Here is a 25,445-nt window from a genome sequence, read left to right on the forward strand (position 1 = left end):
GGAGCGTATCCATGATCGAAGTTCAGCACCTGCACAAATCCTTTCAGACCCGCTCCGGTGGCCTGCTGCGTGGAACGCGGCGCACCGTGGAGGCGGTACGGAACGTGAGTTTTGAGATTGGCCGGGGCGAGGTGGTGGGCTACTTGGGGCCGAACGGCGCAGGCAAGAGCACCACCATCAAGGTGCTGACCGGGTTGCTGGTACCCACTTCCGGGCGGGTGGAGGTGGGTGGGCTGGTGCCGTGGCGAGAGCGGCGGCGACATGTGGCGCGGCTGGGGGCGGTGTTCGGGCAGCGGACAACACTGTGGTGGGACCTACCGGTGCGCGACTCGCTGGACCTGCTGCGCGACGTGTACCGCGTGCCCCCCGCCCGCTTCCGCGAGGACCTGCACGCCTTTACCGAACTGCTGGATCTGGGGCCTTTTCTGGACACCCCCGCCCGCGCCCTCTCGCTGGGGCAGCGGATGCGCGCGGACCTCGCGGCGGCGCTGCTGCACGGTCCCGAACTGCTCTTTCTGGACGAGCCGACAGTGGGCCTGGACGTGGTGGCGAAAGAACGCATCCGCGAATTCGTAGCGCGCGTCAACGCGGAGCGTGGTGTAACCGTGCTGCTGACCACGCATGACCTGACGGACGTGGAGCGCCTGGCCCGCCGGGTCATGATCATTGACCACGGCTCGCTGTTGTACGACGGTGGGTTGCCCGAGTTGCAGGCCCGCTTCGGGGACGCGCGGGAGCTGGTGGTGGACTTCGAGGCGCCGCCCGCCAATCCCCATGTGTCCGGCCTGGAACTCCGGTGCGCCGAGGGGCCCCGCGTCACCTACGCCTTCACGGGCGCGGCCGCCCGGCCCATCGCCCTCGCCACGGCACACGCCCCAGTGCGTGACGTCACGGTGCGCGAGCCGAACATCGAGGCGACGATCCGGCGGATTTATGAGGGGGGGCTGCTGGGAGCAGGGGCGTAAGCTCGGGTACGAGCGAGCCCTGGAGCCTTTGTCAACGTGCGGACTTCTTTTTGACCAACCAGCGCGAGCAAGCTCGAATGCGCACTGGGGAGAATGGAGCCCGGAGAGGAAGGGCACCCCTCACGGCTCCATTCGGACACCTGCTTTCAACTCTGCTTCCCAGGAAACACACCTTCTTTCATCCCTGGGGAAGGCGGCCTGCTTCCGGCGGTCGGAGTGCCTGCCTGCGCAGCAGGGGTTTCCGGATCATCCGCTACAGCCCATCCGTTTCTGTGATTTCACGCCTCTCTGTCACCGTTTTTCCTGCTCGCTCCGCCTGGGTTCATCAGTTTTGAAATCACTGATGAACCCGAATCCTTATGCGCGGAATGAGAGGCGGGGAACAGCGGTTCTCGCGGCCCTGCTGATGGGTTGAGGCCTCTGGCGAGCCTGTGGGGAGCGGGAAGCCAGGCCAGGCCCTGGGGAAACGCAGCCTCCGCAGTGCCGATGTTGGGGGCTGCCCCGCAGTCGCGCCTGATGGGGACGGCGCCCGGCTCCAGCGTTCTCGTCCTGGGCCTGCTCCGCCTCTGGGCCACCTGACAGGACCGCCGAGAACGTTGGGCCAATCCCCGACCTACCACACCGTCCCCACCCGTACCCCGAAGCTGATCCGGTCCAGCCGCGACGTGACCGAGGCGGAGTGCGCGCCCATCCGCACCGTGCCGCCCACGTACCAGCCGGCGTCGTAGCCCAGGAGCAGGCGTAGGGGCCGCCCCTCGCCCGTCATCACGGGAAGGGCGTACTGGGCCTCCCCGCGCGCCCCTCCGCTCGCTGCGACGGTGTACTCGGCCTTCAGGCGCAGGTAGTTCAGCGGGAGCAGTTCGGTGCCCACCGTGACCTGACCGCCGGCGTAACGGCCCCAGACCTCGCCGTAGCCGCCCAGGGCGACGGAGACAGCGCCCACCGGACCCTGGGTGCCGTAGCCCACCGCCACCGTGACCGGATCAAGGTTATAGGCCAGCGTCGCGCCTGTGTACGTCTCGCGCCCGCGCAGCACGTTGACGCCCATCACGGCTCGCCCCTGCCGCACGAGCAGCCGGGTATCGCGCACGCCGCCCTCCCAGCGCAGGCCCATCGCGCCGGACCCCAGCAGTTCGTAAGCGGCCGGGTTCCAGAAGCGGGGGCTGGCGGCCTCGCCGGAGGAAGGCAGCAAGACGTTCGCGCCCAGCCCCAGCAACACGGGCAGGCGCAGGTCCAGGCCACTTCGGGCACGGATGGGCAGCAGCCAGTCGTCCCAGGGGGAGGCGAGGGGGCCGGGCAGGGCATACGCCTCACCCCTCACACCGAATGCACCGCCTGCCCCACAGCGAAACGAGTGCCGGGCAGCCCGCCGCACCCGGGCATCTTGCAGGTAGAAGGGATAGGCCACGCACGGCATGGAACCGTCCCCGGGCTCCAGTTCCCAGGTCAGGCGGCCCGGCGTCAGGTCCACGAGGGCCGCGTGGGTTCGTGTGTGCGAACCGATTTCCCACCCGGCAGCGCGCAACTCGTCCAACTGCGTCTGCGTCATGTGCCCCGGCCGCCCGATCAGGTCCAGAATCGGGTACACCGTGCCCCGCACGCCCAGTTCGCGCAGCGTGGGGAACGCCTCGCGGTACACGCTCTCGAAGCCGTCGTCGAAGCGGAAGGTGGCCGTCTTGACCGGGCGCGGGTAGCCCATCACCTCGCTGCTCGTGACGAAGATGTAGCCCTGGGTTCGGAGTGCCTGCACCCGCTTCCTTAGGGCGTCCGCAGACATTCCCAGCGTCACGCCACCGTGCCCACCGATCTGGTGATACACCAAGGTCACGTTGCCCGCCTCGGCCTCGCACGCGAAGATGAGAATAAGCAGAAACGCCAGGACCCAACGAAAGGCGCACATCTGTGAGAAGTATAAACGAGTCTTTAGGTGATGGTTCGTCTCCTTGAGGTTTTCTTGAGCCCAACGTGGGGTCAGCCGCGAGAAAGGGGCGTACCTTCAGGCGTGACGACCGTTGACCGATTCGGCCTGGAGGGAAACCCAGAGGTTCAAAGGAGCCGGCGCGTTCCTTTCGGTACGGAGAGCTTCTGCGGGTTTTACCTCGTGTTCGCCTGGTTCTACGCACTGGTCCACCTTCACGCTCTGCCCAACCTCGCCCCACTGGGCCATGGCGTCTCCCTGCCCGCTTTTCCGGTACTCCTCGTCGAGCCGCGGCGGTGGAGGACGCGGGCGCAACCGAGGGCGGGGCTGGTGCCCCTCTGGACGCTTGGCCTGGCGATCTGCCGCCGGATAACCTCCACCCGCGCCAGGGGCCTTGTGCGGCACCGTCCCGTGGGCAGCGTGGGGGCCGCGCTTTGGCAGCCGCTTGGCCCCGCGCTCCTGGCGCGCGTCCGCTGAATGCCTCCCCTCGCGCCCGCCTTCTTTGCCCGCGATCCCGTTGTCGTCGCGCGGGAGATGCTGGGCAGCACCTTGATCCATACCCTCCCCAGCGGCGAGAAGCTGTCGGGCCGGGTGGTGGAGGCGGAAGCCTACGACTGCCCGCGTGATCCGGCCTGCACCGCTGGGCGCTTTCACGCCGCCCGCACCGCCGAGATGGCGATTGCTCCCGGACGCTGGCTGTTCTGGACGGCGCACGGGCACCCGCTCCTGCAGGTGTCGTGCCGCGACGTGGGCGTCGCCTCCAGCGTGCTGATCCGGGCCATCGAGCCGCTGGAAGGCGTAGGCCGGATGCTGGAACACCGGCCCGTGGTGCGCGAGCGGGACCTGACGAACGGCCCGGCCAAGCTGGTCTATGCCCTCGGCCTGAATCCAGCGCAGGTAACGGGCACGGGGGTGGACAGCCCGGCGCTTTACCTGCAACCGCTCCTCCTCCCCGTGGCCGACGAGGACGTGCAGATCACCGCCCGCATCGGCGTGGGGGCTGGCAAGAACCTGCCGTGGCGCTTCCTGCTGCGCGGCAACCCCTGGGCGTCGCCCGCTACGCCGAGCACGGAACTGATGGAGGGGACAGGCGTGAGGAACGAGGCGTGAGGGAGTTGGGGCATTTGCTCAAGCGCCCTGCCCAAACCCCCACCCCTTCACTGCTACCCTCCCTCCATGTCGGCTTATCCCGCGCCCCTCACGCCCGCCGCGCTGCGGGCCTTGGCCTGGCGCACGCTAGAACGGCAACCCAGCCTGCAGGCCGCACTGAACGGGATGGGCTTCGTGCAGGCCGATCCCATCCGTGCCCCGGCCCGGGCGCAGGACCTGACGCTGATGCAGAGGGTGAGGGGCTACCGCGCCGGGGACCTCGAACGCCTCTACCCGGTCTTGAATGCCGAGGAGGACATGCTGCCCAACTACGGCTTCGTGACGCGGGAGGTGCAGGCCCTGTTGCATCCGCGCGAGCCCGGTGTGTCGCGCGCGGAACGCCAACACCCGGAACTGCTCGCCGAGGTGCGGGCGCTGCTGGAGGCGGGGAGCGAGGTGCATCCCCGGGAGGTGGCCACCGCTCTGGGGCAGGGCCGGACGGTGAATGCCTGGGGCGGGCAGTCGGCGGCCACCACCCGACTCCTCGACGCCCTGCACCGACGGGGCGAGGTGCGGGTCACGCGGCGGGTAGGCGGCATACGGCTTTACGGCCCCGCGCCCCACCTCGCGGCCCTGCGCGCCTCACCCCTGGGCAACGCCGAGCGCGTGCGGGGAGCGGTTCACCTCCTTGCCGCCCTGTACGGTCCGTTGCCGGAGGCCAGTTTGGGTTACCTCGTCTCGCTGTCGCATTACGGTTTGCCCCATCTGCGTCCCGAGATGCGGGCAGCCTTCAAAACCGCCGTCCGCGAGGAACTGGCTGGGGGGACGGTGGATGGGCTGCGCTACGTGTGGCCCGCCGAATGGAATGTGGACGGTGGGACCCTGCCCCGGGGCGTACGCATCGTCGGTCCCTTCGACCCCCTGGTCTGGGACCGCCGACGCTTTACGCACCTGCACGGCTGGACCTACCGCTTCGAGGCGTACATGCCGGCGGAAAAGAGGCAATGGGGCTACTACGCGCTGCCCGTGTTTCAGGCGGGGCGCGCCGTGGGCTGGGCCAACCTGAAGGTGGAGGGGGGCGAACCCGTGGCCGAGACGGGCTTCATTCCCGGCATTCGCGAGACGGCCGCGCTGAAAAAGGGGTTGGAGGCTGAGCTGGAACGTTACTGGGCATTTCTGGGACTGACGCCCTGGCCCGCGTCCCAGGTGTGCCACGCCTCCACCACCCGTTCCAGCGCCGACTGAACCCCGCTGCCGCCCTCTCGCCGGGCCTGCCGGGCGGTGGTGAGCACATTGAGGACCAGGCCCAGGCGCTCCTCATCGGCAAGTTGCGTCCGCGACAAGACGATCCCGTACCCTGCCAGCGCTTCCCGGTACGTCTCGCGCAGTTCCGGGGCAAGTCGGGCGCGTTCGGGCGGGTCCAAGCGCACGTGCAGCAGGTGGGCCAGGTCCTCACCCAGCGGAGCGGCGTGGGCCTGCCCGTAGTCGATCAGGACGGGTTCGCCGCCCCGCCTGGGCCACAGCACCTGCCCCGAATGCAGATCGCCGTGGGCGAGCGTCACGCCCAACGTCTGGCCCAGCAGCTCAGGCAGGAGGCGAGCGGCTTGCCCAGCAGCGTCTCTCGCGGCGGCGGGCGCGTTGGGCGGTGTGGAGCTTCTCAGGGCCCGGCGAATTGCCCGTTCCCGGTCCCAGCTCCAGTCACCGCTCAACTGGGGATGACCGAACCAGAAAGCGTGGTGCTGGGCCAGCAGGCGCACGATCTGCCGCAACGCCTCCTCCCGCTCGGCGTCGGTGGCGAATGCTCCCCAGCCTGTCGTCTCGTCCGTCAGGTCCCGCAGCAGCAGGTGGCCGTGCCCACGGGCCGGGTCCAGCGCCGCGTGGAGCAGGGGCGCGTGCGGCACGGGCGACAGGGGCGCGAAGCGGCGCAAATACGCCTCCTCGCGCGCCACCCGCCGGTACGCCCGCCTGTCCTGCCACCCGGCGGGCAGGTACTTCAGAAAGAGAGGGCCGTGCGCCGTGCTGTAGCGGGCAAAGGCAGCGCCCTCCCCACTCCACGCTTCCACCAGATGACGAGGCCCGGGAAAGGCAGCGCGCAGTTCGCGCGGCCAGAAATGGGGCGAGGCGGCGGGCCCACGGCCGCGGAGCAGGGCCCAGCCGTCCGCCAGCAGGGCAACGCTCAGACGAACAGCGACGCCAGCCCGGCGACCGAGCCCACGGCGAGGGCCGCGCCAATCGCGAACATCCCCAGGCAACCACGGCTGTGGCGGCGGTGCGAGCGGTGGTGGGGCCGGTGATGCCCTCCGTGACCGTAATGCCCGTGGTGAGCGCTGTGGCTGTGGCTGTGCCCGAAAAATCCGGCGCCGTGCCCACTGCTGTGGCTGTGCCCACGACTGAACGAGAAGGAACCTCCTGAAAATCCACTCATGCCTGCAGGTACGAGGCGGAGGGCGCGGAGGTTTCCGGCCTCCCCCAGCCGGGGAGGGGCAGGCGAAACACCGGGCCGCGTATGATGCGCGAATCATGAGCGAAAGAAAGTACTTTGGAACCGACGGCGTGCGCGCGGTGGCGGGTGAGTTTCCGCTGACGGCAGCCTGGGTCATGAACCTCGGCGCGGCGGCGGGAGAGGTGTTGAAACGGCGCAGTGCCCGGCCCTGCGTGGTCATTGGCAAGGACACCCGGCAAAGCGGCGACATGCTTGAGGCGGCGCTGGCTGCCGGGCTCACCAGTCGGGGCGTGAACGTTATTCACGTCGGTGTGCTGCCCACCCCCGGCGTCAGCTACCTGACCCGTTACCTGGAGGCCGAGGCGGGCGTGGTTATCAGCGCCTCGCACAACCCCTACCAGGACAACGGCATTAAATTCTTCGGCGCGGACGGCGGCAAGCTCAGCGACGCAACGGAACTGGAGATCGAGGCGGCGATTGACGACGTGACCGCTTTCGCACCCGTCAGTGGCGTGGACCTCGGCTCAGTGACCGACTACGGCGAGGCCGAGCGGCTGTACACGAAGTTCCTGCGTGCCCAGGCTCCAGACCTTTCGGGACTGCGGATCGCCATGGACTGCGCGAACGGCGCGGCGTACCGGGTAGGCCCCAAGGTCTTTCAGGCGGCGGGAGCGGACGTGTTCGCGGTGTTCACCACCCCCGACGGACGCAACATCAACCGGGGCTGCGGCAGCACGCACCTCGAGCAGTTGCAGCGCGTGGTGCGGGGCGGCGAATATGACCTGGGGGTGGCCTTCGACGGCGACGCCGACCGGGCGCTGTTCGTCGATTCTCGCGGCAACGTGATTCACGGAGACCACATGCTGCTGCTGGGTGCGCGGGCGCGGGGCGACGCAGCGGTGGTGACGACCATCATGAGCAACATGGCGCTGGAGGTGAAGCTCACCGAGGCGGGCGTCGGCCTGGAGCGCACCGCCGTGGGAGACCGTTACGTTCATGAACGCCTCCACGCCAAGGCACTGACCCTGGGGGGCGAGCAGAGCGGCCACGTGCTGTTTCTGGACGTTTCCCCCACCGGCGACGGCGTGCTGACCGCCCTGCTGACCCTGGCCGCCATGAAAAAGCTGGGGACCACCCTGGACGAACTGCACGACGAACTGGTGATGTTTCCGCAGACGCTCGTGAACGTGCGCGTGGGCGACAAGAAAGCCATCTCACGCGACGGGCGGGTGCAGGCGGCAGTGGAGCAGGCCGAGGCCCGCCTCGCGGGACGAGGCCGCGTCAATCTACGGCCGAGCGGTACCGAGAACCTGATTCGGGTCATGGTAGAGGGCCCCGACGAGGCCGAAATCCATGAGATCGCCCGAACCATCGCCGCCGTGGTGGAGGAACAGGGAAGCGTCAGCGCCTGAGAACGTCGTCACTGAGGCAACGGCCTACAACAACGCGGCAGGCAGGAACAGAAGGGCCCGGCGAGGAGCTTCACCGGGCCCTTTCCCCGTGTCCTGACGTTTTGGACATAAGGACGCCAAACTGACGCGAAACTGTCGGACTTGTCGAAAGAGACTCATTTTTCTTAAAGAGAGGTCCTTTTTTGAGGAAAAGGTGTGTACTTTTCGACATTCCAATAGATTTAAATCCCAATTCGCTAAACAAAACCTTATAAAATAGATCAAAGTTAAGGTCGCTCTCACCCCTTTCACTTAAGCCCCCTCCTTTTGTTCTGCCTCGGAGTGCATCCTGTCTATGAAGAGTCTTCTGCGCCTGACCCTCATTCTCACGCTCGCACTCACCGCCTGCGGGAGCGGCAGCGGTCCCTCGGCCAGCACGCCAGCTCCGGCGCCCACCGATGGGGGAACCGCCAACGACGCGGGCAGCATTACGCTTTCCCAGACTTCCTCGTACCGCTATGACGGCTACAACCTCGGGCTGGCCCTGGGCGAGAGCGTCAGCGGAACGTACCTCAGCGGGGCCACCTGGACGAGCAGCAATCCGGCAGCGGTGCGGGTTACAGCAGGCACGGGCGGCAGCTTCACGGTCACGGGCTTGGCGGCGGGCACTTCCACCGTGCGCGGAACGCTGGGCACCCGAGCGGCCGAGATGAAGGTGACGGTGACAGCTCCGGCCACCACCCCGGCCCCAACGCCCGCCCCCACGGTCAGCAGCGTAAACGTCAGCACCACCACGCTGGCGCTGAACCCGGGCGCGAGCCAGACGGTCACGGCGGCGGTTCAGGGCACGGGCAGCTTCAATCCCGGCGTGACCTGGACCACCAGCAACGCGGGTGTAGCGAATGTGGACGGCGCGGGGCGCGTCACCGCCGTCGCGGTCGGCACAGCCACCGTCACCGCCACCAGCGTTCAGGACGCGAGCAAGCGGGCCAGCCTCTCCGTCACCGTCACGGCTCCCGCGCCCACCATCATGGGCGTGACGGTCAACCCCGGCAGCCTCAGCCTGACGGCGGGCGGCAGCCAGAGCGTGACCGCCAGCGTGCAGGGCACGGGCAGCTTCAACCCCGGCGTGACCTGGACCACCAGCAACGCGGGTGTAGCGAATGTGGACGGCGCGGGGCGCGTCACCGCCGTCGCGGCGGGCACAGCCACCATCACCGCCACCAGCGTTCAGGACGCGGACCAGCGGGCCAGCCTCACGGCCACCGTGACGGCCCCGGCCCCCACGCCCACCCCGGCCCCGGCCCCCTCGCAAGACGCCTTCGACATCACGGTGGTCTTCCCATCGGGGACCACCCTGACAGCTGGGCAGAAGGCGGCCTTCACGAACGCGGCCACACGCTGGTCCCAGGTGATTGCGGCAGGCCTGCCGGACGTGGCGGGGGTCACCCTTTCGACGGGCCAGAAGGTCACCGTGGACGACGTGACCATCGTGGCGAGCGGCACCCCCATCGACGGCCCCGGGCAGATTCTGGGGCAGGCCGGACCCCGGCAGGTGCGTCCCGGCACCACCCTGCCGCTGTGGGGGGAGATGGAGTTCGATTCGGCGGACCTCGACAGCATGGAGGCGAACGGCACCCTCGCGGGCGTGATCATGCACGAGATGGGACACGTGCTGGGCATTGGCACGCTGTGGGACAGATACCTCACGGTCAACGCCACCACCTGCACAAGCGCAACGAAGGTGCAGTACAGCGGCGCGAACGGCTTGGGGCAGTACAAGGCGCTGAATGGGCAGGCTGCGGGCGTCCCCGTCGAAGATCAGTACGGCGAGGGCACCAAGTGCGGGCACTGGAAGGAGTCGGTCTTCCAGAACGAACTGATGACCGGCTTCGCCAACAAAGGCTCCATGCCCCTGAGCCGCATCACGCTGGGAGCCCTGGCAGACCTGGGCTACTCGGTCAACTACGCTGCTGCCGACGCCTACACCATTCCCAGTGTGTCGGCCCAGTCGGTAGACCCAGGCACCCAGATTCATGAGCGCCTGATTACCCCAGACGGCATCGTTGATCCCGGCCACTGATCTGGCTGCGCGGCGGACGGACCTCCTTTGACGGGGAGGTCCGTTTCGCCGTCTCCAGAACCGCCCCCCACTCTTTATCTCTCCTCATGCGGCTTCCCGTAATGCCCCGCGTACAATCCTGGCTATGACCGCTCCCGCTCCCGACACACTCGTGCTGATCGACGGGCACGCGCTGGCGTTCCGCTCCTACTTCGCCATCCCGCCGCTGAACAACGCTCGGGGTGAGTCCACGCACGCCATCCTGGGCTTCTTGCGCCTTACCCTGCGCCTGATGCGCCAGGTTTCCAACCAGGTCATCGTGGTGTTCGATCCCCCTGGCGGCAGCTTCCGGCACAAGCAGTACGAGGGCTACAAGTCGGGCCGCGCCCAGACGCCCAGCGATCTGCCGGGCCAGATTAACCGCATCCGCGCGATCGTGGACGCGCTCGGCTTGCCCCGCCTGGAAGAACCCGGCTTCGAAGCCGACGACGTGATTGCCACGGTGACCAAGATGGCCGAGGGCAAGGGCTTTCAGGTCCGCATCGTGACCAGCGACCGCGACGCGTACCAGCTCCTTGACGACCACGTGCGGGTGATTGCCAATGACTTCTCGCTCATCGGTCCCGACGAGGTGCTGGCCAAGTACGGCGTTACCGTGGGGCAGTGGGTGGACTACCGCGCACTGACGGGCGATGCCAGCGACAACATCCCCGGTGCGAAAGGGATTGGGCCGAAGACGGCGGCCAAGCTGCTGCAAACCTATCGCACGCTGGACGCGGTCCTCGCCGCAGCGAAAGACGGTACCCTGGAGCCCAAGGGCACCCGCGAGAAGCTGCTCACGTCGGAAGCGGACGTGCGCTTCAGCCACGAGTTGTCGTGCATGGTGACCAACCTGCCCCTGCAGATCGAACTCGGCGTGGGGCGGAGCGAGGGAGACCCGCAACGGCTCGGAGCCCTGCTGGACGAGCTGGAGCTGACAACGCTCAAACGTGACATCTTCGCGCTGACCCAACCGGAGGCGGCAGAAGGCGCAGCGGAGGCGGAGCAGGCCCCGCCCGCGGTGGAAGCCCCGCCCGAGGCCAAGTGGCGCACCCCTGGCGAGGGCGTGACCTGGGGCTATGTCCTCTCACGTGAGGATGACCTCACGGCGGAACTGACCGCCGCCGCGACGTTCGACGGCAAGGTGATTCGCGTGGCCCCCACCGGTGACCGCCCGCGCAGGGCGGAGGAGGCGCAGGTGGTACTGGAAACGGCCTCGCCGCAGTCTTCCCTGTTCACAGGTGTGCACACCGAGGGAGAGGACCCTCCCAAGAAACAGACGAAGGCCGAGCAAAAGGCCGCTGAGAAAGTGGCGAAGGCAGCCCAGAAAGAGGCGCAGCGCCTCGCCGCCCTCTATCCCGCTACCGTGGATGAGGCCGAGTTCGTGGGCCAGCGCTTTGTCACGGCGGCGGGAGCCAAGGCCCTCGCCGCGCACCTCAGCGTGCGGGGCACCAACGTGGAGCCGGGCGACGATCCCCTCCTTGTGGCCTACCTGCTGGACCCCGCGAACACAGCCATGCCCGCCGTCACCGAGCGCTACCTGCGGGCAGGTTGGCCCGAGGACGCGGGCGGACGCGCCTTCCTGACGCGCCGACTGCTGGATGAGCTGCCCGCCCAACTTGGCGAACCCCGCCGCAAGCTGTACGAAGATGTGGAAAAGCCGCTCGCCGGCGTGCTGAAAAACATGGAGGTGCGCGGCGTACGGCTCGACAGCGACTATATTCGCGGTCTTTCGGGAGCCACCACTGCCCGCATCGCCACCCTGGAGGCTGAGATTCACCGCCACGCCGGGCGCGAGTTTCCCATCCGCAGCCGCGACCAGCTCGAAGCCGTCTTGTACGACGAACTGGGCCTCGCCAGCGGCAAGAAGACGAAGCTGACCGGCAAGCGCTCCACGGCGGTCTCGGCCCTGGAACCCCTGCGCGACGAGCATCCCATTGTTCCCGCGCTGCTGGAATACCGCGAGCTCGAAAAGCTGCGCGGCACCTACCTCGATCCGCTGCCCAGCCTGGTCAACCCGCGCACCGGGCGGCTCCACACCACCTTTGCACAGACGGCGGTGGCGACAGGGCGGCTGAGCAGCCTCAATCCCAACCTACAGAACATCCCTATCCGCTCGCAGACAGGCCGCGAGATTCGCAAAGGCTTTACCGCGGACGCCGGGTTTTGCCTGATCTCCGCCGACTACTCGCAAATTGAGTTGCGGCTGCTGGCGCACATCGCGGGCGATCCCCTGATGCAGCAGGCGTTTCAGGAAGGCGCGGACATCCACCGCCGCACCGCCGCGCAGGTGCTGGGCCTGAACGAGGGCACCATCACGCCAGACCAGCGCCGGGCAGCCAAGACCGTGAACTTCGGCGTGCTGTACGGCATGAGTGCCCACCGCCTCAGCAACGACCTGAGCATCAGCTACTCGGAAGCAGCGTCCTTTATCGACACCTACTTCAGTACCTACCCCGGTATCCGCGAGTACATCGACAAGACGCTGGAGTTCGGGCGAGAGCACGGCTACGTGGAGACGCTGTACGGCCGCCGCCGCTACGTGCCCGAGCTGAAGGCGCAAAACCGCAACGTACGCGAGGCGGGCGAGCGCCTGGCCTACAACATGCCCATCCAGGGCACCGCCGCCGACATCATCAAGGTGGCGATGGTGCACCTCGACCGTGAGCTGGAGCAGCGCGGCGCGCGGCTGCTCCTGCAGGTCCACGACGAACTGCTGATTGAGGTGCCCGAAGACCGCGCGGAGGAAATCGCCGCCTACACCCGCGAGGTGATGGAGGGGGCCGCGCACCTCAGCGTGCCGCTGGCGGTGGAAGTCGGCACCGGACCGAACTGGTATGACACCAAATGAGGGGGAGAATCCAATGACCATCCGCGCCCTCTTCTGGGATATCGGCGGTGTGCTGCTTACCAACGGCTGGGACCGCGAGCAACGGGCGGAGGTGGTGACCCGCTTCGGATTGGACGCTTCTGCGTTTGGTGAGCGCCACAAGCTGGCCGTTCCCGAGCTGGAGCGGGGCCGCATGGTTCTCGGCGAGTACATGGCCCAGACCGTCTTTTACACTCCCCGCGACTTTACCCCGGACGACTTCCGCGCGGCGATGGAAGCGGTCAGCCAGCCGCATCTGGAGACGCTGGCCCTGGCCCGCGAGCTGGGCACCCGCCACCGCATGTACGCCCTGAACAACGAGGGCCGCGATCTCAACGAATACCGCGTGCGGACCTACGGCCTGAACCAGTTCCTCCTGGGCTTTTTCACGTCCTGCTACCTGGGGGTGATGAAGCCGGGCCCCGCCATCTACCGCCTCGCCCTGGACCTCGCGCACGTTCGGCCGGGGGAAGCCGTGATGATTGACGACCGCGCCCAGAACGTGGAGGCTGCCCGCTCGGTCGGGATGCAGGGCGTGCTGTACGAGAATGCGGCGCAGTTGCGGAAAGCGCTGGCGGAGCTGGGGGCGGAGTGATTGAGGCGGGGTGGGGGCTTGTCCCTCTGGGCGCCACGTCACCCCGCCGCCCAAAACGGGGCGCCCCTCCCACTCCCCTATTCCTGTCCCTCAAACCTTCACGAACTCCTGCACCCCCATCACGAACATCACTGCGCCGCCCACCGCCACCTCCACCGGATCGGCGGCGAGGCCCTCGCCCTGCTCGCCCATGGGGACGCTGGGGGTAACCAGACGGGTGCGGGTGCGGCAGGTCTGCTGCACGTGCCGCTTGAGATCCGCCATGCGTTCGTCGGGCACGCCGATCATCAGGGTGGTGTTGCCCTCACGCAAAAAGCCGCCGGTGCTGGCGAGCTTGGTGACTTCAAAGGCGTTCTCGGACAGCACGCGCACGAGGGCAGCGGCGTCGGCGTCCTGAATCACAGCAAGAACCAGCTTCATGCGCCTTAGGATAGCAAAAGCGTGTCTGGGTGCCGTCAGCGCCAGGCCAAGGATATAAGCAGGTGAAGCGCAAAAAAAGCCTCCCGCGAGGGGAGGCCTGAGGGCACAGCCGGTTAGGCAACTTGCTTCTTCTTGCCCGCCGCAGTGACTGGGGCCTGTTCCTGGCCCAGCGCCTGCGTTTCCTTGAGCCGGAAGATCACCAAGCTGCCCACAAAGGTGCAGGTGATCATGCCGTGGGCGTTGAGCAGCGACAGCGCCTTCATGACGTCCTCGCGGGTCATGCGCAGCTGCTCGCTCATGTAGAGCGCGCTGTCCGCGCGGCCCTGCAGGTACTCGCGCACGCGCTTGGCGTCCTCAGTCAGAGGCGTGGCGGGCACATCGGCGAGGCCGGGGTCGGCGAGGCCATACACGGCGCGCGTGCCGGTACCGGGCAGACGGCGCACGCGCCCCTGGTCGAGCAGGCTGGCGAGGGCGGCGCGCAGGTGAGACAGCGCCAGGCTGGTGGTCTTGGCCAGTTCGGTCTCGACCCATTCGGGCTTGCTTTCCAGCGCCTTGAGGACGAGCTTCTCGTTGGCGCGGCGGGTTTCTTGCAGGTCTTCGAGGGTGGGGGGGTTAAACATGCGCTATCCTCCGGGAAAACCAGAATGGGACTCAGGGCGAGGTGCCCTTCAGCGAGCCACTCGGGTCAGAGCGTTGACCGTGGACCGGGTACAAGTGCGCCTGGGAGCGCAACTTTCCTATTGTGACAGGTCCTCCTGCGATTTGCATGAGGCAAGCTGACACGGCCTACATACTTTGAGAAGCGTAGACTTTCGAGAGACAGGGCGAATACAGGGCGGCCAACCAGACCGAAAAGTCCGAATATGGTAAGTGGTCCAGTGTACAGCGATGGTGAGTCAGGTTGCCTTGGACACCCAGTCAAGTCTGCTTGACGAAAAGTCAAGTCTGCTTGACGAAAAGTCAAGTCTGCTTGACGAAAGGTCAAGTCTCCCTTACACTCCACGTTGAGGAGCGTTGACATGCACCAAAGGGCAAAAAGCCGGGACGAACGTGTGGGCCGCGTCGCCCTGACGCTGGGTCTGGGGGGAGGGCTGCTGGGTCTGCTCGGGGCGCTGGCGCTGCATTACGGGCAGCAGGCGCACGTAGATTTTGTGCGTGGGTTCGGGACGGGCGTGCTGGCGGCCCTCCCCTTCTTCTTCGCGGCGATGGCCCTGAGGGCCGTCCGGACCATGGACGAGTACGGCCGGCAGCTGCACGCGCGCGCGGCCGCCCTGGCCTTCTTGCTGGTGATGGTGGTCGCCGGAACCCTCATCGCGCTGGAAGGCACCCTGGGCTTTCACACGCCCGCCTGGGTCTACTACACCGTGGGCATGACGACCTGGGGCGCAACAGCTGGGGTGCTGAGCGCACGGGACGCGAGGGGAACATGACCACGGGCCGGGACAGAAAGCTGACTCGGGCGCGCTGGGCTGAAGCGGTCTTCACGGTCATCGCTGGTCTGGGCGTGATGGGCCTGGCGCTGCGCCCCTCCCTGCTCCCCCTCTTCCTGACAACATTTACGCTGGTCACCCTGGCCCTGATGGGCTGGCAGTATCGCCTGATGGATGAGTTTCGGCGGGCGCGGTATCTCAAGGCCTGGGCCGCCACTGGCGTTACCGGGTTTCTCACCCTGACGGGGTTGATTCTCTGGACGGCCTTGGAGTGGAGGCGGGGCGCTCAAGCTACGTCTCCCAGCTTCCAGGTTGCCCCAAGCGTATGGGCCCTGTACGTCTCCTGGACCACCATGCTCGTCACGTTTTTTGGGGCGACGGCCTACCTCTATCGCCGTGACGTCACCCCGGCTGTCCGGGCAGATCAAAGAGGTTATGAATAACCGCGTCCGCGTCCTGCGTACCGAGCGGGGTTGGACGCAAGCCGAACTCGCCGAGCAGCTGGACGTGTCGCGGCAGACGGTCAATGCGCTGGAAACCGGCAAATACGATCCGAGCCTGCCCCTGGCCTTCCGCATCGCGCGGTTGTTTGGGCAGCATATCGAGGCCATCTTCGACGATGGCGAAGGGCGGTAACGGGCATGCTGGACATCGAGAACCTGGGCAAGACCTACGGCAGACACGTGGCGCTCGGGGGGGTGAGCTTGCGGGCAGAAGGCGGTGAGGTCTTCGGACTGCTGGGCCCCAACGGTGCGGGCAAGACCACCCTGCTGCGGATCATCGCCACGCTGCTGCAACCCACCTCCGGCAGCGCGAGGCTTGCCGGGCACGACGTGGTGCGGGAGAGCGAAGCGGTACGCCGGGCCGTGGGGGTGGTCAACGGTGGGATGGGCCTGCCGGCCCGCCTGACAGGCCGTGAGGTCCTGCGCTCGTTCGCCAGCCTGTATGGCCTGATGCCGGCCCAGGCCAACGCACGCATCGCTGAACTCGACGCCGCCCTGGACCTGGGCCGGACCCTGGACACCCGGGCGGGCGAGTACAGCACCGGCATGAAGCAGAAGGTGGTGATCGCGCGGGCGGTGATCCATGACCCTCAGGTGCTCATTCTGGATGAGGCGGCCAGCGGCCTGGACATCTTTGCGCGGCGTACCCTGATGGACTTTGTGGCGGCGACGCGGCGTCCCGGACGGCTCACCCTGTATTCCACCCACGTCATGAGTGAGGCTGAGGAGGTCTGCGACCGGGTGGCGATCATCCACAAAGGGGCGCTGGTGACCGTGGGACGGATTCCCGACATCCTCGCGCAGACGAACGAACGCAACCTGGAACGCGCCTTTTTCGCCCTGGTTCGCGGAGAGGAAGCTCCGCATGCGGTCTGAGGCCCGACGGCGCGAAACCCTGCGCCCGCGCTTCGTGTGGCGGGTGGCCTCGCACGATCTGCTGTCCACCCTGCGGGACCGCCGTACGCTGACGAGCACCATTCTCATTCCGCTGCTGATCATTCCGCTGCTGACGCTGGGGATGCCGCTGCTGCTGGGCAAGCTGATCGGCGGGCAGGTGCAGTCCCGGCAGAAGGTGGGCGTGGTGGGCCCACTGCCCGAGTCGCTGAAAGCGGCCCTGACGCGCGACGAGAAGGCGGGCGGAGCGGTGACCCGGGCCGGAATGGAGCTGGTGCCCGTGACCGACGCGAGGGCGGCCGTCCAGTCTGGCCAGGTGGAAGCCGCGCTGCGCGCGCCGGCTCCCCTGCCTGTCCGTGCGGGCGACGGCACCGAGCGGCTGGAGGTCTACGCCAAGTTGGGCAACCTGCGCGCGCAGACCGGGGCATATGCCAAGGTGCAGGACGTGGTGGAGGGCTACAACCGTGGGCTGGCGTTGCAGCGCCTCTCCGCGCTGGGCTTGGGGGCCCAGACCCTGACGCCCGTGATCCTTGCGCCCATCGATACCAGCGGCGAGCAGGAGCGGCGCAGCGGGCAGCTCGCCTTCGTGATTCCCATGCTGATGCTGAGCTTTATCCTGTCGGGCGCGACGGCCACCGCCCTGGACGCCACTGCCGGAGAAAAGGAGCGCGGCACCCTGGAAAGCCTGCTCGTCTCCCCGGTGCGGCGGGGCGAGGTGGTGGCCGGAAAACTGCTCGCCACCACCCTCACCGCGCTAACCACCGCCTGCTTCAGCGTGTTGGGCTTTTTGCTCAGCGGCCTCGTCGCGGCTTCACTGATGAAGGGCGGCTCCAGCAACGAGATGACGCAGGCGTTCGGCGGCCAGCTCACGCTGACTCCGGGGGGCGCCCTGGCCCTGCTCGCCACGGTGATCAGCGCGGCCTTGCTGATCAGCGGCGTGTTGATCGCGCTGGGTATCTACGCCCGCTCCTTCAAGGAAGCGCAGACGTATGCGGCCCCGCTGACCCTGCTGATCGTGCTGCCCGCCACGCTGCTGCAGTTCAGCGACTTTCTGAATCTGGGCGGGGCCATCTACGCCGTTCCACTGTTCGGCGGCATGGTCGCCATCCTTGACATCGTACGCGGCTCGCTTACCGCCGGACACGCCCTGACCGCCATCCTCGCCAACCTCGCCGGAGCGCTGGTGCTCGGGCTGCTGGCACGGCGCTCATTTGGGCGCGAAGAGGTGATCTTCAGGAATTAAGTACACCGTAGTTGATCTTTAGATCAACCGAGCGGAGTGAGAAGCGGAAAATGTGCAGCTCACCGGGAGTGGAGACTTTTCGGTGCCCTCCTGAAAAGTCGCAACGTGAGGTGCGGTGTACTTGGTTGGTGTTCAGACATCAGAAGGGCGGGCCTGCTACGCGTGGCAGGCCCGCCCTCTGTTTTCGTCTGTCCCCCACCCTCAGCGGGCCGGGTTGGTTCCGTCGGGGACAATAAGGTTCGAAGAAGGCTTGTCCTCCCGGACCTCGGCCCCTGGGCCGAGGTCCGGCTGGCCTTCGAGTGCGGCGATCCCCGTTTCGTGGGGACGGACGGCCAGGGGATCGATATCAACGGTCTCCTTGCTCACGCTGTCGAGCAGGATGTCCAGCACATCGCCCGAGCGGGCCAAGTTCACGGCCTTGTGGGTGATGATCTCGCCTACGTTCAGGATGATGGAGTCGTCGGGGGCGAGGATCACGCGGTTGACCGGGCGGCCCAGCGCGTCGCGGATGCGCTTTTCCTCCAGCTGCTCCTGGCGCTGATCGATGGCGTCGCCCGCTTCTTCACGCTTGTCGTGAAACCAGGCCTTGGCCTTGTCGAGCAGGTTGCTCGCGCCCTCGCTGACGCTGGAAACACCTCCGGCGAGTCCGGCGCCTGTGCCGGCCGCTGGGCTGCCCTGCGGGGTCCCCACCGTGGCGGCGATCAGCTGCTCCTCGGCGTGGGCCTGCCGCGCGCGCTCAACGAGGGCAGAGGTGACAATCTGGCCCTGGGCGGCGACCAGGCCTCCGGCGGGACTGCGCACGTCCGTCTTCACGCGGCGGCCCAGCGTATCCTCGATGCTGGGACCCCTGACGGCCTCTACCCGCTCGCTGACGTTCTCACGCAGGTTCTGGAGGCCCTCGCTGATGGCCCCACCACCCGCCGACGCAAGCAGTTCGCCGAGCTTACCGGTCTCCTCGGCGCGCGCGGCGTGGAACTCAGTGATGGCGTCGCCCTGGTGGACGATGACTTCCTGCACGCCGGGCGCCACCTCCGCCGTCACGTCGCGGGCGGCGGTCTTGCCGACCACGAACTCGCGCTGGCGCTCTGCGGTGGCGCCGCGCAGGTCCTCGTAGCTGCCCTGCACGCGCTCCTTCACGCTGCCGTAGGTCTCGCTCAGCACCGCGCCCGTGGCCGCCGTTGCCAGGACCGTCAGCTTGCCCGCCTCGTCGGCCTTCTGCGCGTGTTCCTCGGTGATGGTCTCGCCCTTGTGAATCAGGACCGTGCCGTCCTCGAGGGTGATGTCGCCGCCCGCCGTCTTGCCCACCACGTACTCGCGCTGGCGCTCCTTGGTGGACTCGGCGATGTTCTGGTACGCCCCACTGATGCTCTCGCCCGCCGACTGCACGGCCCCCCTGATGCCGCCAGGCTCCTGCTCCTCCATGGCCGAGGCCACCGAGATGGGCACGATGGCCGCGTCGTGGCCAATTTGCACGTGCTCGGGTGCGGGCACGAAGGTGCGTCCGCTGGACAGGTCGCTGAAGATGCCGCCCGTGGCCTCGTAGCCCTCCACCTGCCCCGAGTACTCGTCGAAAAACACGTCGGCCAGTTTGCCGAGGTTCTGCCCATCGGTGGTCAGCAGGGTCATGCCCAGCAGGCTGACCTTGGAATTGAGCAGGTCGGCCAGGCGTCCGTCGTCGCGGGTGCTCGTCACCGAGGCGGCGCTGTCCACCATGACGGCGTCCTCACCGATGGAGCGCACCGCCTCAAAGGGCAGCACCCGCGCCGAGTGAAACCAGCCGCCCTCGTCCACAAGCAGGCCCAGCACCTGGTTGGCCTGGTGGTCGAAAATCAGGTCGTGTACGGTATCGATCCGTTCGCCGTTGTCTATCGCCACGATGGGGCGGCCCAGCAGTTCCTTGCCTTTGATCATAGGAATGTCTCCGTTTCGGTGTGTTGAGGTATCGGGCGTCGGGCATTGGGGATGGGGCGTCGGTACCAGAGACGCTTTTGACGGGCTCTCCAGCCCGCTTTTCGAACTTCTCGCCGCGTCCACGTGCGTTCCGTCAGGCCCAGGACCCCAACGACTGCCCTCAGAAGCCGAGGTTCAAGATGCCCTGGGGCTTGAGGTACAGGAAGTAAGCCAGCAGGAACAGAATCAGCAGAATCACGATGACGATCAGCACCGTTCGGCCACCGCCACCGCCATTGCCTTTAAGTCGCGTCATGGGTCCACCCTCCTCCACCGAGTGTAGGAAGCCCTTCCAGGAGCTGTGAACTTTTCCCCCTCACTCCGGGTTGACTGAACCTTACGGGGGCCTTTAGGCACTGCGACCTACACTGGGAGGATGCCTTCTCCCCCGACGCCCCTTGCCGCTGCCCACCTGCACTCTGGCCCGCCACGCCGCCCGGCAGAGGTGCCCCTGGCCGAGCTGCCCCTGACCGTGCTGGTGGGCGTGACGGGCGTGGGCAAGAGCACGGCCCTGGAGGCCCTGCGCGTGTCCCAGCCGGGAGCGCGGGTATTGCCAGACCGGCGCGAGATCACAGATGAGGTCGTGATCCTGCCTCTGGCGGGACACGCCGTCACCGACCGCGAGGAGCGTTTTCGCCTCACCGCCCGTTACCGCGAGTTGCATCCGGGTGGAATGGCCCACGCCCTGGCAACACTCTGCGCCGACACCAAGCACTGGGGACGCTCTCCCCTGTTCGATGGCCTGCGGGGACTGGAGGAGGTGCGGTACGCCGCCGAAACTTTCCCCAGATGGCGCTTCGTGGCCCTGCACGCCCCCGACGCGGTGCGGGTGCGCCGACTGCTGGGCCGCGCGGACGCTTTTGACCGGGTCAAGGTGGGGCAGGTGGGCGGGAGTGTACAGGCCGATCTCTCCAGGCTGCCCGGCATTCACAACGTCTTCACCGACGCCGAACTCGGCAACCTCGCCGCACTGGAAGGCGAGGGCCACGTGCCCGCCGACATCCTTGCCAGGACGCGCATCGTGGTGTCCGAACGCCAGCATTACGATCCGGACGCCGCGTGCGCCTACCTCCAGACGCTGCCGCCCGGACGTGCCCTGGTACTGGACACGGTAGCGCTGAGCCCGCAGCAGGTGGCAGCGACGATCACCGCTTGGGCACAGGGAGAAGAAGCGTGACCAGCCCGAGGGTGATCGGGGTGGAGGCCGTTCCCTACCGCCTGCCGCTGAAAGGCAAGCTCGCCTGGGGCGCGTACAGTGCCCTGAGCGCGGCTGAACACGTCCTCGTGCAGGTCACGCTGGACGACGGCAGCGTTGGCCTGGCCGAGGCCACCCCCCGCCCCACCATCTACGGCGAGACCCAGCGGAGCGTGGTGGCGATGGTGCGCCACCTCGAACCCGCGCTCGTGGGCCTGCCCATCACCGATGAGGCGGCGCTGAACCGCGTCCGCAACAGCGTGGCGAACAACCACACCGCGCGGGGTGCACTCGATATGGCCCTGTGGGACGCCCGCGCGCAGGCCCTGGGAAAGACGCTGTGGGACACGCTGCTCGGCCCCAACCTGCGCGTCCGGGCGAGCTTCATCCTGGGAATCGATACCCCCACCAACATGCTCGCCGAGGCCGAGCGGGTGGTGGAGGCGGGCGTGCACTGCCTGAAGGTGAAGGTGGGCCGGGACCACGCCCAGGACCTGGCCGTGATTGCAGACCTGCGCCGCGCCTTTGGGGACGCCGTGCAGCTCTACGCCGACAGCAACGAAACCCTTTCGCCCGGCTCGGCCCCTGCTGCCCTGGCCGCCATGCGCGATGCGGGCCTGATGTACGTCGAAGAACCTCTGCCCGTGCGAGAGTTGCGGGCGAGGACAGCCCTCCATGCGCGGGGGGTCTTGCCCATTGTGGCCGACGACTCGTGCTTCACCCCCTCGGACCTGACGCGAGAACTGGACTTTGGCACCTTCGACGTGCTGAACGTCAAAACGGCCCGGAACGGCTTTACCGATGGCCTCGCCATGCTGCGGCAGGCCGCTGCCCACGGCAAGCGCGGTATGGTGGGTTCGCAGGCCAGCACGGGCCTGGGCACGCTCCACGCCGCCCTTTTGTCCACCCAGGCTGAAGTGACCGAACCGTGCGAACTGAGCTTCGTGCTGAAACTGGAAGACGACCTGTTGGACCGGCCCATCACCTTTCAGGGCGGTTGGCTGGATGTGGCCGGGCTGCGGGAGCACCGGCTCGACCGGGAAAAAGTTAAAGCATACCAAATGTAAGAGGCCCGTTAGAAGAAGCTGTACCTGGCCAGGGAACAGCTTGTCGTTTTCCGGGGCAGCCTGCGAAAATGAGATATGGGTCAAGAAATGCTCAATGCACTCGCTCTGCCGCTGGTGTTCAGCATGTTGGCGGGCGTCTACGCTTACCTGCGTTTTCCCGAGCGCCGCTCCAAGGTGTTGCTGGTGGTGATTTTGTTTCAACTGGTGGGTGCAGGCGGTTACGTGAGCGAGCCGGGCTACGCCCTGTTCGGCCTGCTGTCCATGCACGCCCTGGTGGTCTTTACCCTGCTGCTGCATGGACTGGGACTGCCTATCGGCCTGGCCGCCGAGCGCGTGCGCGGCAAGTAATACGGTTTCCGGACCGTCCGCTCCGGTGACTCCACGCCTCTGCGTCACCGCTTTTCCTGCCCGCTCTGCTGCGCCGCGCTGCACATCCGCTTGGGGTGGCCCTTTATTTCACCGTGGATTCACCGCAATCCTTATAAAATCCTTTTCCAACACGAGAGAGCAGTGGCTTGCGCCACTGCTTTTTTCGTTGCAACGTGGGAAATCCCCACCAGAAAGGCTGGGGATTTCCACTTGACAGGGGCTTGGGGAAGCGGACTTACGCTTGAGCGCCCGCTTCCGTCCTGCTCCGCTCCAGAATGCCACGCAGCACGGTCTGGAGGATGCCACCGTTCTTGTAGTAGTCGATCTCGACAGGGGTGTCGATGCGGCATTGCAGCGTCACTTCACGCCCCTGCCCGTCTTTGCCTATTACGCGCAGGGTTACGTCCTGGCGGGGCTTGAGGTCGTTGGGGAGGATCAGGTCAAAGGATTCGTCGCCCTGAATCCCGAGGCTGTCCGCCGTCTCGCCGTTCTTGTATTGCAGGGGCAGCACACCCATGCCCACGAGGTTGGAGCGGTGGATGCGCTCAAAACTTTCGGCAATGACGGCCTTCACGCCCAGCAGGAAGGTGCCTTTGGCAGCCCAGTCGCGGCTCGAGCCCATGCCGTAGTCTTTGCCCGCAAACACGAGGAGCGGGATATTCTGCGCCTTGTAATTCTGGGCCGCGTCAAAGATGGTGGTCACGTCGCCCGTGGTGAAGTCGGTGGTAAAGCCGCCCTCGGTGCCGGGCGCCAGTTGGTTCTTGAGGCGGATGTTGGCAAAGGTGCCGCGCGTCATGATGCGGTCGTTGCCCCGGCGCGAGCCGTAGGAGTTGAAGTCCTTCGGCGCGATACCCCGCTCCAGCAGGTACTTGCCCGCAGGGGTGTCCGACTTGAACGATCCGGCGGGGCTGATGTGGTCGGTGGTCACCGAATCGCCCACCTTCACCAGCACGCGCGCGCCCTGAATGCTCGTGATCTCGCTGGGGCCGCCTGCCAGGTTCTCGAAGAAGGGCGGGTTCTGAATGTAGGTGGACTGGTCGTTCCAGTTGTAGAGGGCACCCTCGGCGACGGGAATCGCGTTCCACTGCCCGTTGCTCTTCTCGATGCCGTCGTACACGCGCTTGAACATCTCGGCGGTGATCGCCCGGTCCATGATGTCCTGAATTTCAGCGTTGCTGGGCCACAGGTCGCGCAGGTACACAGGTTGGCCGTCCGCGCCGGTAGCAATGGGGTCGTTGACGATGTCGTTCACGACAGTGCCCGCCAGCGCGTAGGCCACCACCAGGGGCGGCGAGGCGAGGTAGTTCGCCTTGATGTGCGGGTTGACGCGGCCCTCGAAGTTGCGGTTGCCCGACAGGACGGACGCCACCACGAGGCTGCCTTCCTCGATGGCCTGCACGGTGGGCTCGGGCAGGGGACCCGAGTTGCCGATGCAGGTCATGCAGCCGTAGCCCACGGTGTTGAAGCCGACCTGATCGAGGTAGGTCTGCAGCCCAGCGTTTTCCAGGTACTCGGTTACCACGCGCGAGCCGGGCGCGAGGCTGGTCTTGACCCAGGGCTTGGGCTTCAGGCCACGCTCCACAGCCTTCTTGGCAACGAGGCCTGCCGCGATCAGCACGCTGGGGTTACTCGTGTTGGTGCAGGAGGTGATGGACGCCAGCGTCACCGCGCCGTGCCCGATTTGAATCTCGGTGCCGCCGATGGTGCCCTTGGCGTCCAGTTTTTCGGCCGGCAGCTCGAAGCCGCGCTGCTTGACGGGAGCCGTCAGGGCCTCGTTGAACACAGTGTGCATGGCGCTGAGGTCCACACGGTCCTGGGGGCGCTTGGGGCCGGCGAGGCTGGGGACGATGGTGCCGAGGTCCAGCTCGATATGGTCCGTGAAGACCGGATCGGGCGTCTCATCGGTGCGGAACATCCCCTGCGCCTTGTAGTACGAGGCCACCAGCTCGATTTCGTCTTCCAGGCGGCCCGTGCGGCGCAGATAGCGCAACGCCTCGTCGTCCACCGGGAAAAAGCCCATCGTCGCGCCGTATTCGGGAGCCATGTTGGCGATGGTGGCGCGGTCGGGCAGGGTCATGTTGGACAGACCGGCGCCGTAGAACTCCACGAACTTGCCCACCACGCCCTTCTCGCGCAGCATCTGGGTGATGCGGAGCGCGAGGTCGGTGGCCGTCGCGCCCTCGGGCATCGCGCCCGTGATCTTGAAGCCGATGACCTCGGGCATCAGCATGTAGATGGGCTGGCCGAGCATGACGGCCTCGGCCTCAATGCCGCCGACGCCCCAGCCCACGATGCCAAGTCCGTTGATCATGGTGGTGTGCGAGTCTGTGCCCACGAGCGAGTCGGGGTACACGACGACGCCATCATCTTCTGGACGGCTCTGCACCCCCTTGGCGAGGTACTCGAGGTTCACCTGGTGGATGATGCCGGAAGCGGGCGGCACCACGCCAAAATTATCGAAGGCCTGCTGGCCCCAGCGCAGGAACTCGTAACGCTCCATATTGCGCTCGAATTCCAGCTCCATGTTGTGCTGGAGGGCCAACTCAGTGCCGAACTCGTCCACCTGCACCGAGTGGTCGATCACGAGGTCCACGGGAATCAGCGGGTTGATCTTGGCGGGGTCTCCGCCGAGCGACACCATCGCCGAGCGCATGGCCGCGAGGTCCACGACGGCGGGCACACCCGTGAAGTCCTGCAAGATCACGCGGGCGGGCTTGAAGGGAATCTCGATTTCCCCGTTGACGGGTTTCCAGTTCGCCACGGCGCGCACGTCTTCCTGACGCACGTCGTAGTCGTTGGCCTCACGCAGCACGCTTTCGAGCAGCACCTTCACCGAGAAGGGCAAGCGTGCCACATCCGCGCCGTCCACCTGAAGCTTGTTCAGGTTGTAGTAGTAAAGCTTCTGGTCGCCCTGGGTGGTCAGCACGTCGCGTGCGCCGAACAGATTCATCGCCATGTTCCTTATCCTCCTGGCCTGCGGCCAAAGTTGGCGTCCGCAAGCGC

Annotated in this window: 23 protein-coding genes; 16 read left to right on the forward strand and 7 right to left on the reverse strand. The window is 66.8% G+C overall.

Annotated elements, in window-relative coordinates; all coding sequences use genetic code 11:
- Nucleotides 1-11 precede the first annotated feature (11 nt).
- Complete coding sequence (locus tag B9A95_RS23830; RefSeq protein ID WP_084049539.1) at nt 12-965, forward strand: ABC transporter ATP-binding protein; 954 nt, start codon at nt 12-14, stop codon at nt 963-965.
- 613 nt (nt 966-1,578) lie between these two features.
- On the opposite strand, the gene B9A95_RS23835 is transcribed toward B9A95_RS23830, so the two are convergent.
- Nucleotides 1,579-2,865 (reverse strand): polysaccharide deacetylase family protein, encoded by a 1,287-nt coding sequence (locus B9A95_RS23835; RefSeq protein WP_084049540.1) that lies wholly within the window; start codon nt 2,863-2,865, stop codon nt 1,579-1,581.
- A gap of 102 nt (nt 2,866-2,967) precedes the next feature.
- On the opposite strand from B9A95_RS23835, the gene B9A95_RS23840 reads away from it, so the two are divergent.
- From B9A95_RS23840 to B9A95_RS23850, 3 genes are all read left to right on the forward strand, one after another.
- Nucleotides 2,968-3,360, forward strand: a complete 393-nt coding sequence (locus B9A95_RS23840; protein WP_084049541.1) for a hypothetical protein — start codon at nt 2,968-2,970, stop codon at nt 3,358-3,360.
- Nucleotides 3,361-3,993 carry a DNA-3-methyladenine glycosylase gene (locus B9A95_RS23845; RefSeq protein ID WP_084049542.1) on the forward strand — a complete coding sequence of 211 codons (633 nt, stop codon included), beginning with the start codon at nt 3,361-3,363 and terminating at the stop codon, nt 3,991-3,993.
- A 66-nt stretch (nt 3,994-4,059) separates the two neighbouring features.
- Nucleotides 4,060-5,217: a DNA glycosylase AlkZ-like family protein gene (locus B9A95_RS23850; protein WP_084049543.1), complete on the forward strand. Its 1,158-nt coding sequence runs from the start codon at nt 4,060-4,062 to the stop codon at nt 5,215-5,217.
- On the opposite strand, the gene B9A95_RS23855 is transcribed toward B9A95_RS23850, so the two are convergent.
- Nucleotides 5,136-6,224: a phosphotransferase family protein gene (locus B9A95_RS23855; RefSeq protein ID WP_245808464.1), complete on the reverse strand. Its 1,089-nt coding sequence runs from the start codon at nt 6,222-6,224 to the stop codon at nt 5,136-5,138. The genes B9A95_RS23850 and B9A95_RS23855 overlap by 82 nt on opposite strands.
- Nucleotides 6,225-6,492: 268 nt before the next feature.
- Here B9A95_RS23855 and glmM point away from each other — a divergent pair, with 268 nt between their 5' ends.
- The 4 genes from glmM to B9A95_RS23880 all read left to right on the forward strand — a co-directional run bounded on the left by glmM (nt 6,493) and on the right by B9A95_RS23880 (nt 13,371).
- Complete coding sequence (glmM, locus tag B9A95_RS23865; protein WP_084049545.1) at nt 6,493-7,827, forward strand: phosphoglucosamine mutase; 1,335 nt, start codon at nt 6,493-6,495, stop codon at nt 7,825-7,827.
- 334 nt (nt 7,828-8,161) lie between these two features.
- Nucleotides 8,162-9,889 (forward strand): Ig-like domain-containing protein, encoded by a 1,728-nt coding sequence (locus B9A95_RS23870; protein WP_084049546.1) that lies wholly within the window; start codon nt 8,162-8,164, stop codon nt 9,887-9,889.
- A gap of 124 nt (nt 9,890-10,013) precedes the next feature.
- Nucleotides 10,014-12,758, forward strand: a complete 2,745-nt coding sequence (polA, locus tag B9A95_RS23875; protein ID WP_084049547.1) for a DNA polymerase I — start codon at nt 10,014-10,016, stop codon at nt 12,756-12,758.
- A gap of 13 nt (nt 12,759-12,771) precedes the next feature.
- On the forward strand, nt 12,772-13,371 hold the full coding sequence (locus B9A95_RS23880) for an HAD family hydrolase (protein WP_084049548.1): 600 nt from the start codon (nt 12,772-12,774) through the stop codon (nt 13,369-13,371).
- A 90-nt stretch (nt 13,372-13,461) separates the two neighbouring features.
- On the opposite strand, the gene B9A95_RS23885 is transcribed toward B9A95_RS23880, so the two are convergent.
- Nucleotides 13,462-13,791, reverse strand: coding sequence for a cyclic-di-AMP receptor (locus B9A95_RS23885; protein WP_084049549.1), 330 nt, complete (start codon nt 13,789-13,791; stop codon nt 13,462-13,464).
- A 113-nt stretch (nt 13,792-13,904) separates the two neighbouring features.
- Nucleotides 13,905-14,411, reverse strand: coding sequence for a transcription initiation factor IIE subunit alpha family protein (locus tag B9A95_RS23890; RefSeq protein ID WP_084049550.1), 507 nt, complete (start codon nt 14,409-14,411; stop codon nt 13,905-13,907).
- A 399-nt stretch (nt 14,412-14,810) separates the two neighbouring features.
- Between B9A95_RS23890 and B9A95_RS23895 the strand changes: the two genes are divergently transcribed.
- The 5 genes from B9A95_RS23895 to B9A95_RS23915 are packed head-to-tail and all read left to right on the forward strand — an operon-like array spanning nt 14,811 to nt 17,861.
- A complete protein-coding gene (locus B9A95_RS23895; protein ID WP_084049551.1) occupies nt 14,811-15,221 on the forward strand; it encodes a hypothetical protein in 411 nt (136 codons plus the stop codon).
- Nucleotides 15,218-15,664, forward strand: coding sequence for a hypothetical protein (locus B9A95_RS23900; protein ID WP_084049552.1), 447 nt, complete (start codon nt 15,218-15,220; stop codon nt 15,662-15,664). Before B9A95_RS23895 ends, B9A95_RS23900 begins: the two co-directional genes overlap by 4 nt.
- Entirely contained in the window at nt 15,657-15,857 is a 201-nt protein-coding gene (locus B9A95_RS23905) for a helix-turn-helix transcriptional regulator (RefSeq protein ID WP_084049553.1), read from the forward strand. The genes B9A95_RS23900 and B9A95_RS23905 overlap by 8 nt, the downstream gene beginning before the upstream one ends.
- A gap of 5 nt (nt 15,858-15,862) precedes the next feature.
- Nucleotides 15,863-16,600 carry an ABC transporter ATP-binding protein gene (locus tag B9A95_RS23910; protein WP_084049554.1) on the forward strand — a complete coding sequence of 246 codons (738 nt, stop codon included), beginning with the start codon at nt 15,863-15,865 and terminating at the stop codon, nt 16,598-16,600.
- A complete protein-coding gene (locus B9A95_RS23915; protein WP_084049555.1) occupies nt 16,590-17,861 on the forward strand; it encodes an ABC transporter permease in 1,272 nt (423 codons plus the stop codon). Before B9A95_RS23910 ends, B9A95_RS23915 begins: the two co-directional genes overlap by 11 nt.
- 201 nt (nt 17,862-18,062) lie before the next feature.
- Here B9A95_RS23915 and B9A95_RS23920 read toward each other — a convergent pair whose 3' ends face one another.
- Together B9A95_RS23920 and B9A95_RS36410 are read right to left on the reverse strand one after the other, a co-directional pair.
- Nucleotides 18,063-19,772, reverse strand: a complete 1,710-nt coding sequence (locus B9A95_RS23920; protein ID WP_084049556.1) for a PRC-barrel domain-containing protein — start codon at nt 19,770-19,772, stop codon at nt 18,063-18,065.
- A 160-nt stretch (nt 19,773-19,932) separates the two neighbouring features.
- Nucleotides 19,933-20,067 carry a hypothetical protein gene (locus B9A95_RS36410; protein WP_281255891.1) on the reverse strand — a complete coding sequence of 45 codons (135 nt, stop codon included), beginning with the start codon at nt 20,065-20,067 and terminating at the stop codon, nt 19,933-19,935.
- Nucleotides 20,068-20,187: 120 nt separating this feature from the next.
- On the opposite strand from B9A95_RS36410, the gene B9A95_RS23925 reads away from it, so the two are divergent.
- The 3 genes from B9A95_RS23925 to B9A95_RS23935 all read left to right on the forward strand — a co-directional run bounded on the left by B9A95_RS23925 (nt 20,188) and on the right by B9A95_RS23935 (nt 22,421).
- Nucleotides 20,188-20,988: a nucleoside/nucleotide kinase family protein gene (locus B9A95_RS23925; RefSeq protein ID WP_084049557.1), complete on the forward strand. Its 801-nt coding sequence runs from the start codon at nt 20,188-20,190 to the stop codon at nt 20,986-20,988.
- Complete coding sequence (locus B9A95_RS23930) at nt 20,985-22,073, forward strand: enolase C-terminal domain-like protein (protein ID WP_084049558.1); 1,089 nt, start codon at nt 20,985-20,987, stop codon at nt 22,071-22,073. Before B9A95_RS23925 ends, B9A95_RS23930 begins: the two co-directional genes overlap by 4 nt.
- Before the next feature lie 75 nt (nt 22,074-22,148).
- Nucleotides 22,149-22,421, forward strand: a complete 273-nt coding sequence (locus B9A95_RS23935) for a hypothetical protein (protein ID WP_084049559.1) — start codon at nt 22,149-22,151, stop codon at nt 22,419-22,421.
- Between the two features lie 256 nt (nt 22,422-22,677).
- Here the strand turns inward: B9A95_RS23935 and acnA are convergent, their stop codons facing one another.
- The gene (acnA, locus tag B9A95_RS23940; RefSeq protein ID WP_281255892.1) at nt 22,678-25,398 is read right to left on the reverse strand and encodes an aconitate hydratase AcnA; all 2,721 of its coding nucleotides are present in this window, start codon (nt 25,396-25,398) and stop codon (nt 22,678-22,680) included.
- Between the last annotated feature and the right edge of the window lie 47 nt (nt 25,399-25,445).

The sequence above is a fragment of the Deinococcus hopiensis KR-140 genome, assembly GCF_900176165.1.
GTDB lineage: Bacteria > Deinococcota > Deinococci > Deinococcales > Deinococcaceae > Deinococcus > Deinococcus hopiensis.

Bases quoted from the DNA above. Each gene is read 5' to 3' on its own strand.
- B9A95_RS23830 (WP_084049539.1), top strand. From the start codon at position 12: ATGATCGAAGTTCAGCACCTGCACAAATCCTTTCAGACCCGCTCCGGT.
- B9A95_RS23835 (WP_084049540.1), bottom strand. From the start codon at position 2,865: ATGTGCGCCTTTCGTTGGGTCCTGGCGTTTCTGCTTATTCTCATCTTC.
- B9A95_RS23845 (WP_084049542.1), top strand. From the start codon at position 3,361: ATGCCTCCCCTCGCGCCCGCCTTCTTTGCCCGCGATCCCGTTGTCGTC.
- B9A95_RS23850 (WP_084049543.1), top strand. From the start codon at position 4,060: ATGTCGGCTTATCCCGCGCCCCTCACGCCCGCCGCGCTGCGGGCCTTG.
- glmM (WP_084049545.1), top strand. From the start codon at position 6,493: ATGAGCGAAAGAAAGTACTTTGGAACCGACGGCGTGCGCGCGGTGGCG.
- B9A95_RS23870 (WP_084049546.1), top strand. From the start codon at position 8,162: ATGAAGAGTCTTCTGCGCCTGACCCTCATTCTCACGCTCGCACTCACC.
- polA (WP_084049547.1), top strand. From the start codon at position 10,014: ATGACCGCTCCCGCTCCCGACACACTCGTGCTGATCGACGGGCACGCG.
- B9A95_RS23880 (WP_084049548.1), top strand. From the start codon at position 12,772: ATGACCATCCGCGCCCTCTTCTGGGATATCGGCGGTGTGCTGCTTACC.
- B9A95_RS23885 (WP_084049549.1), bottom strand. From the start codon at position 13,791: ATGAAGCTGGTTCTTGCTGTGATTCAGGACGCCGACGCCGCTGCCCTC.
- B9A95_RS23890 (WP_084049550.1), bottom strand. From the start codon at position 14,411: ATGTTTAACCCCCCCACCCTCGAAGACCTGCAAGAAACCCGCCGCGCC.
- B9A95_RS23895 (WP_084049551.1), top strand. From the start codon at position 14,811: ATGCACCAAAGGGCAAAAAGCCGGGACGAACGTGTGGGCCGCGTCGCC.
- B9A95_RS23900 (WP_084049552.1), top strand. From the start codon at position 15,218: ATGACCACGGGCCGGGACAGAAAGCTGACTCGGGCGCGCTGGGCTGAA.
- B9A95_RS23905 (WP_084049553.1), top strand. From the start codon at position 15,657: ATGAATAACCGCGTCCGCGTCCTGCGTACCGAGCGGGGTTGGACGCAA.
- B9A95_RS23910 (WP_084049554.1), top strand. From the start codon at position 15,863: ATGCTGGACATCGAGAACCTGGGCAAGACCTACGGCAGACACGTGGCG.
- B9A95_RS23915 (WP_084049555.1), top strand. From the start codon at position 16,590: ATGCGGTCTGAGGCCCGACGGCGCGAAACCCTGCGCCCGCGCTTCGTG.
- B9A95_RS23920 (WP_084049556.1), bottom strand. From the start codon at position 19,772: ATGATCAAAGGCAAGGAACTGCTGGGCCGCCCCATCGTGGCGATAGAC.
- B9A95_RS36410 (WP_281255891.1), bottom strand. From the start codon at position 20,067: ATGACGCGACTTAAAGGCAATGGCGGTGGCGGTGGCCGAACGGTGCTG.
- B9A95_RS23925 (WP_084049557.1), top strand. From the start codon at position 20,188: ATGCCTTCTCCCCCGACGCCCCTTGCCGCTGCCCACCTGCACTCTGGC.
- B9A95_RS23935 (WP_084049559.1), top strand. From the start codon at position 22,149: ATGGGTCAAGAAATGCTCAATGCACTCGCTCTGCCGCTGGTGTTCAGC.
- acnA (WP_281255892.1), bottom strand. From the start codon at position 25,398: ATGGCGATGAATCTGTTCGGCGCACGCGACGTGCTGACCACCCAGGGC.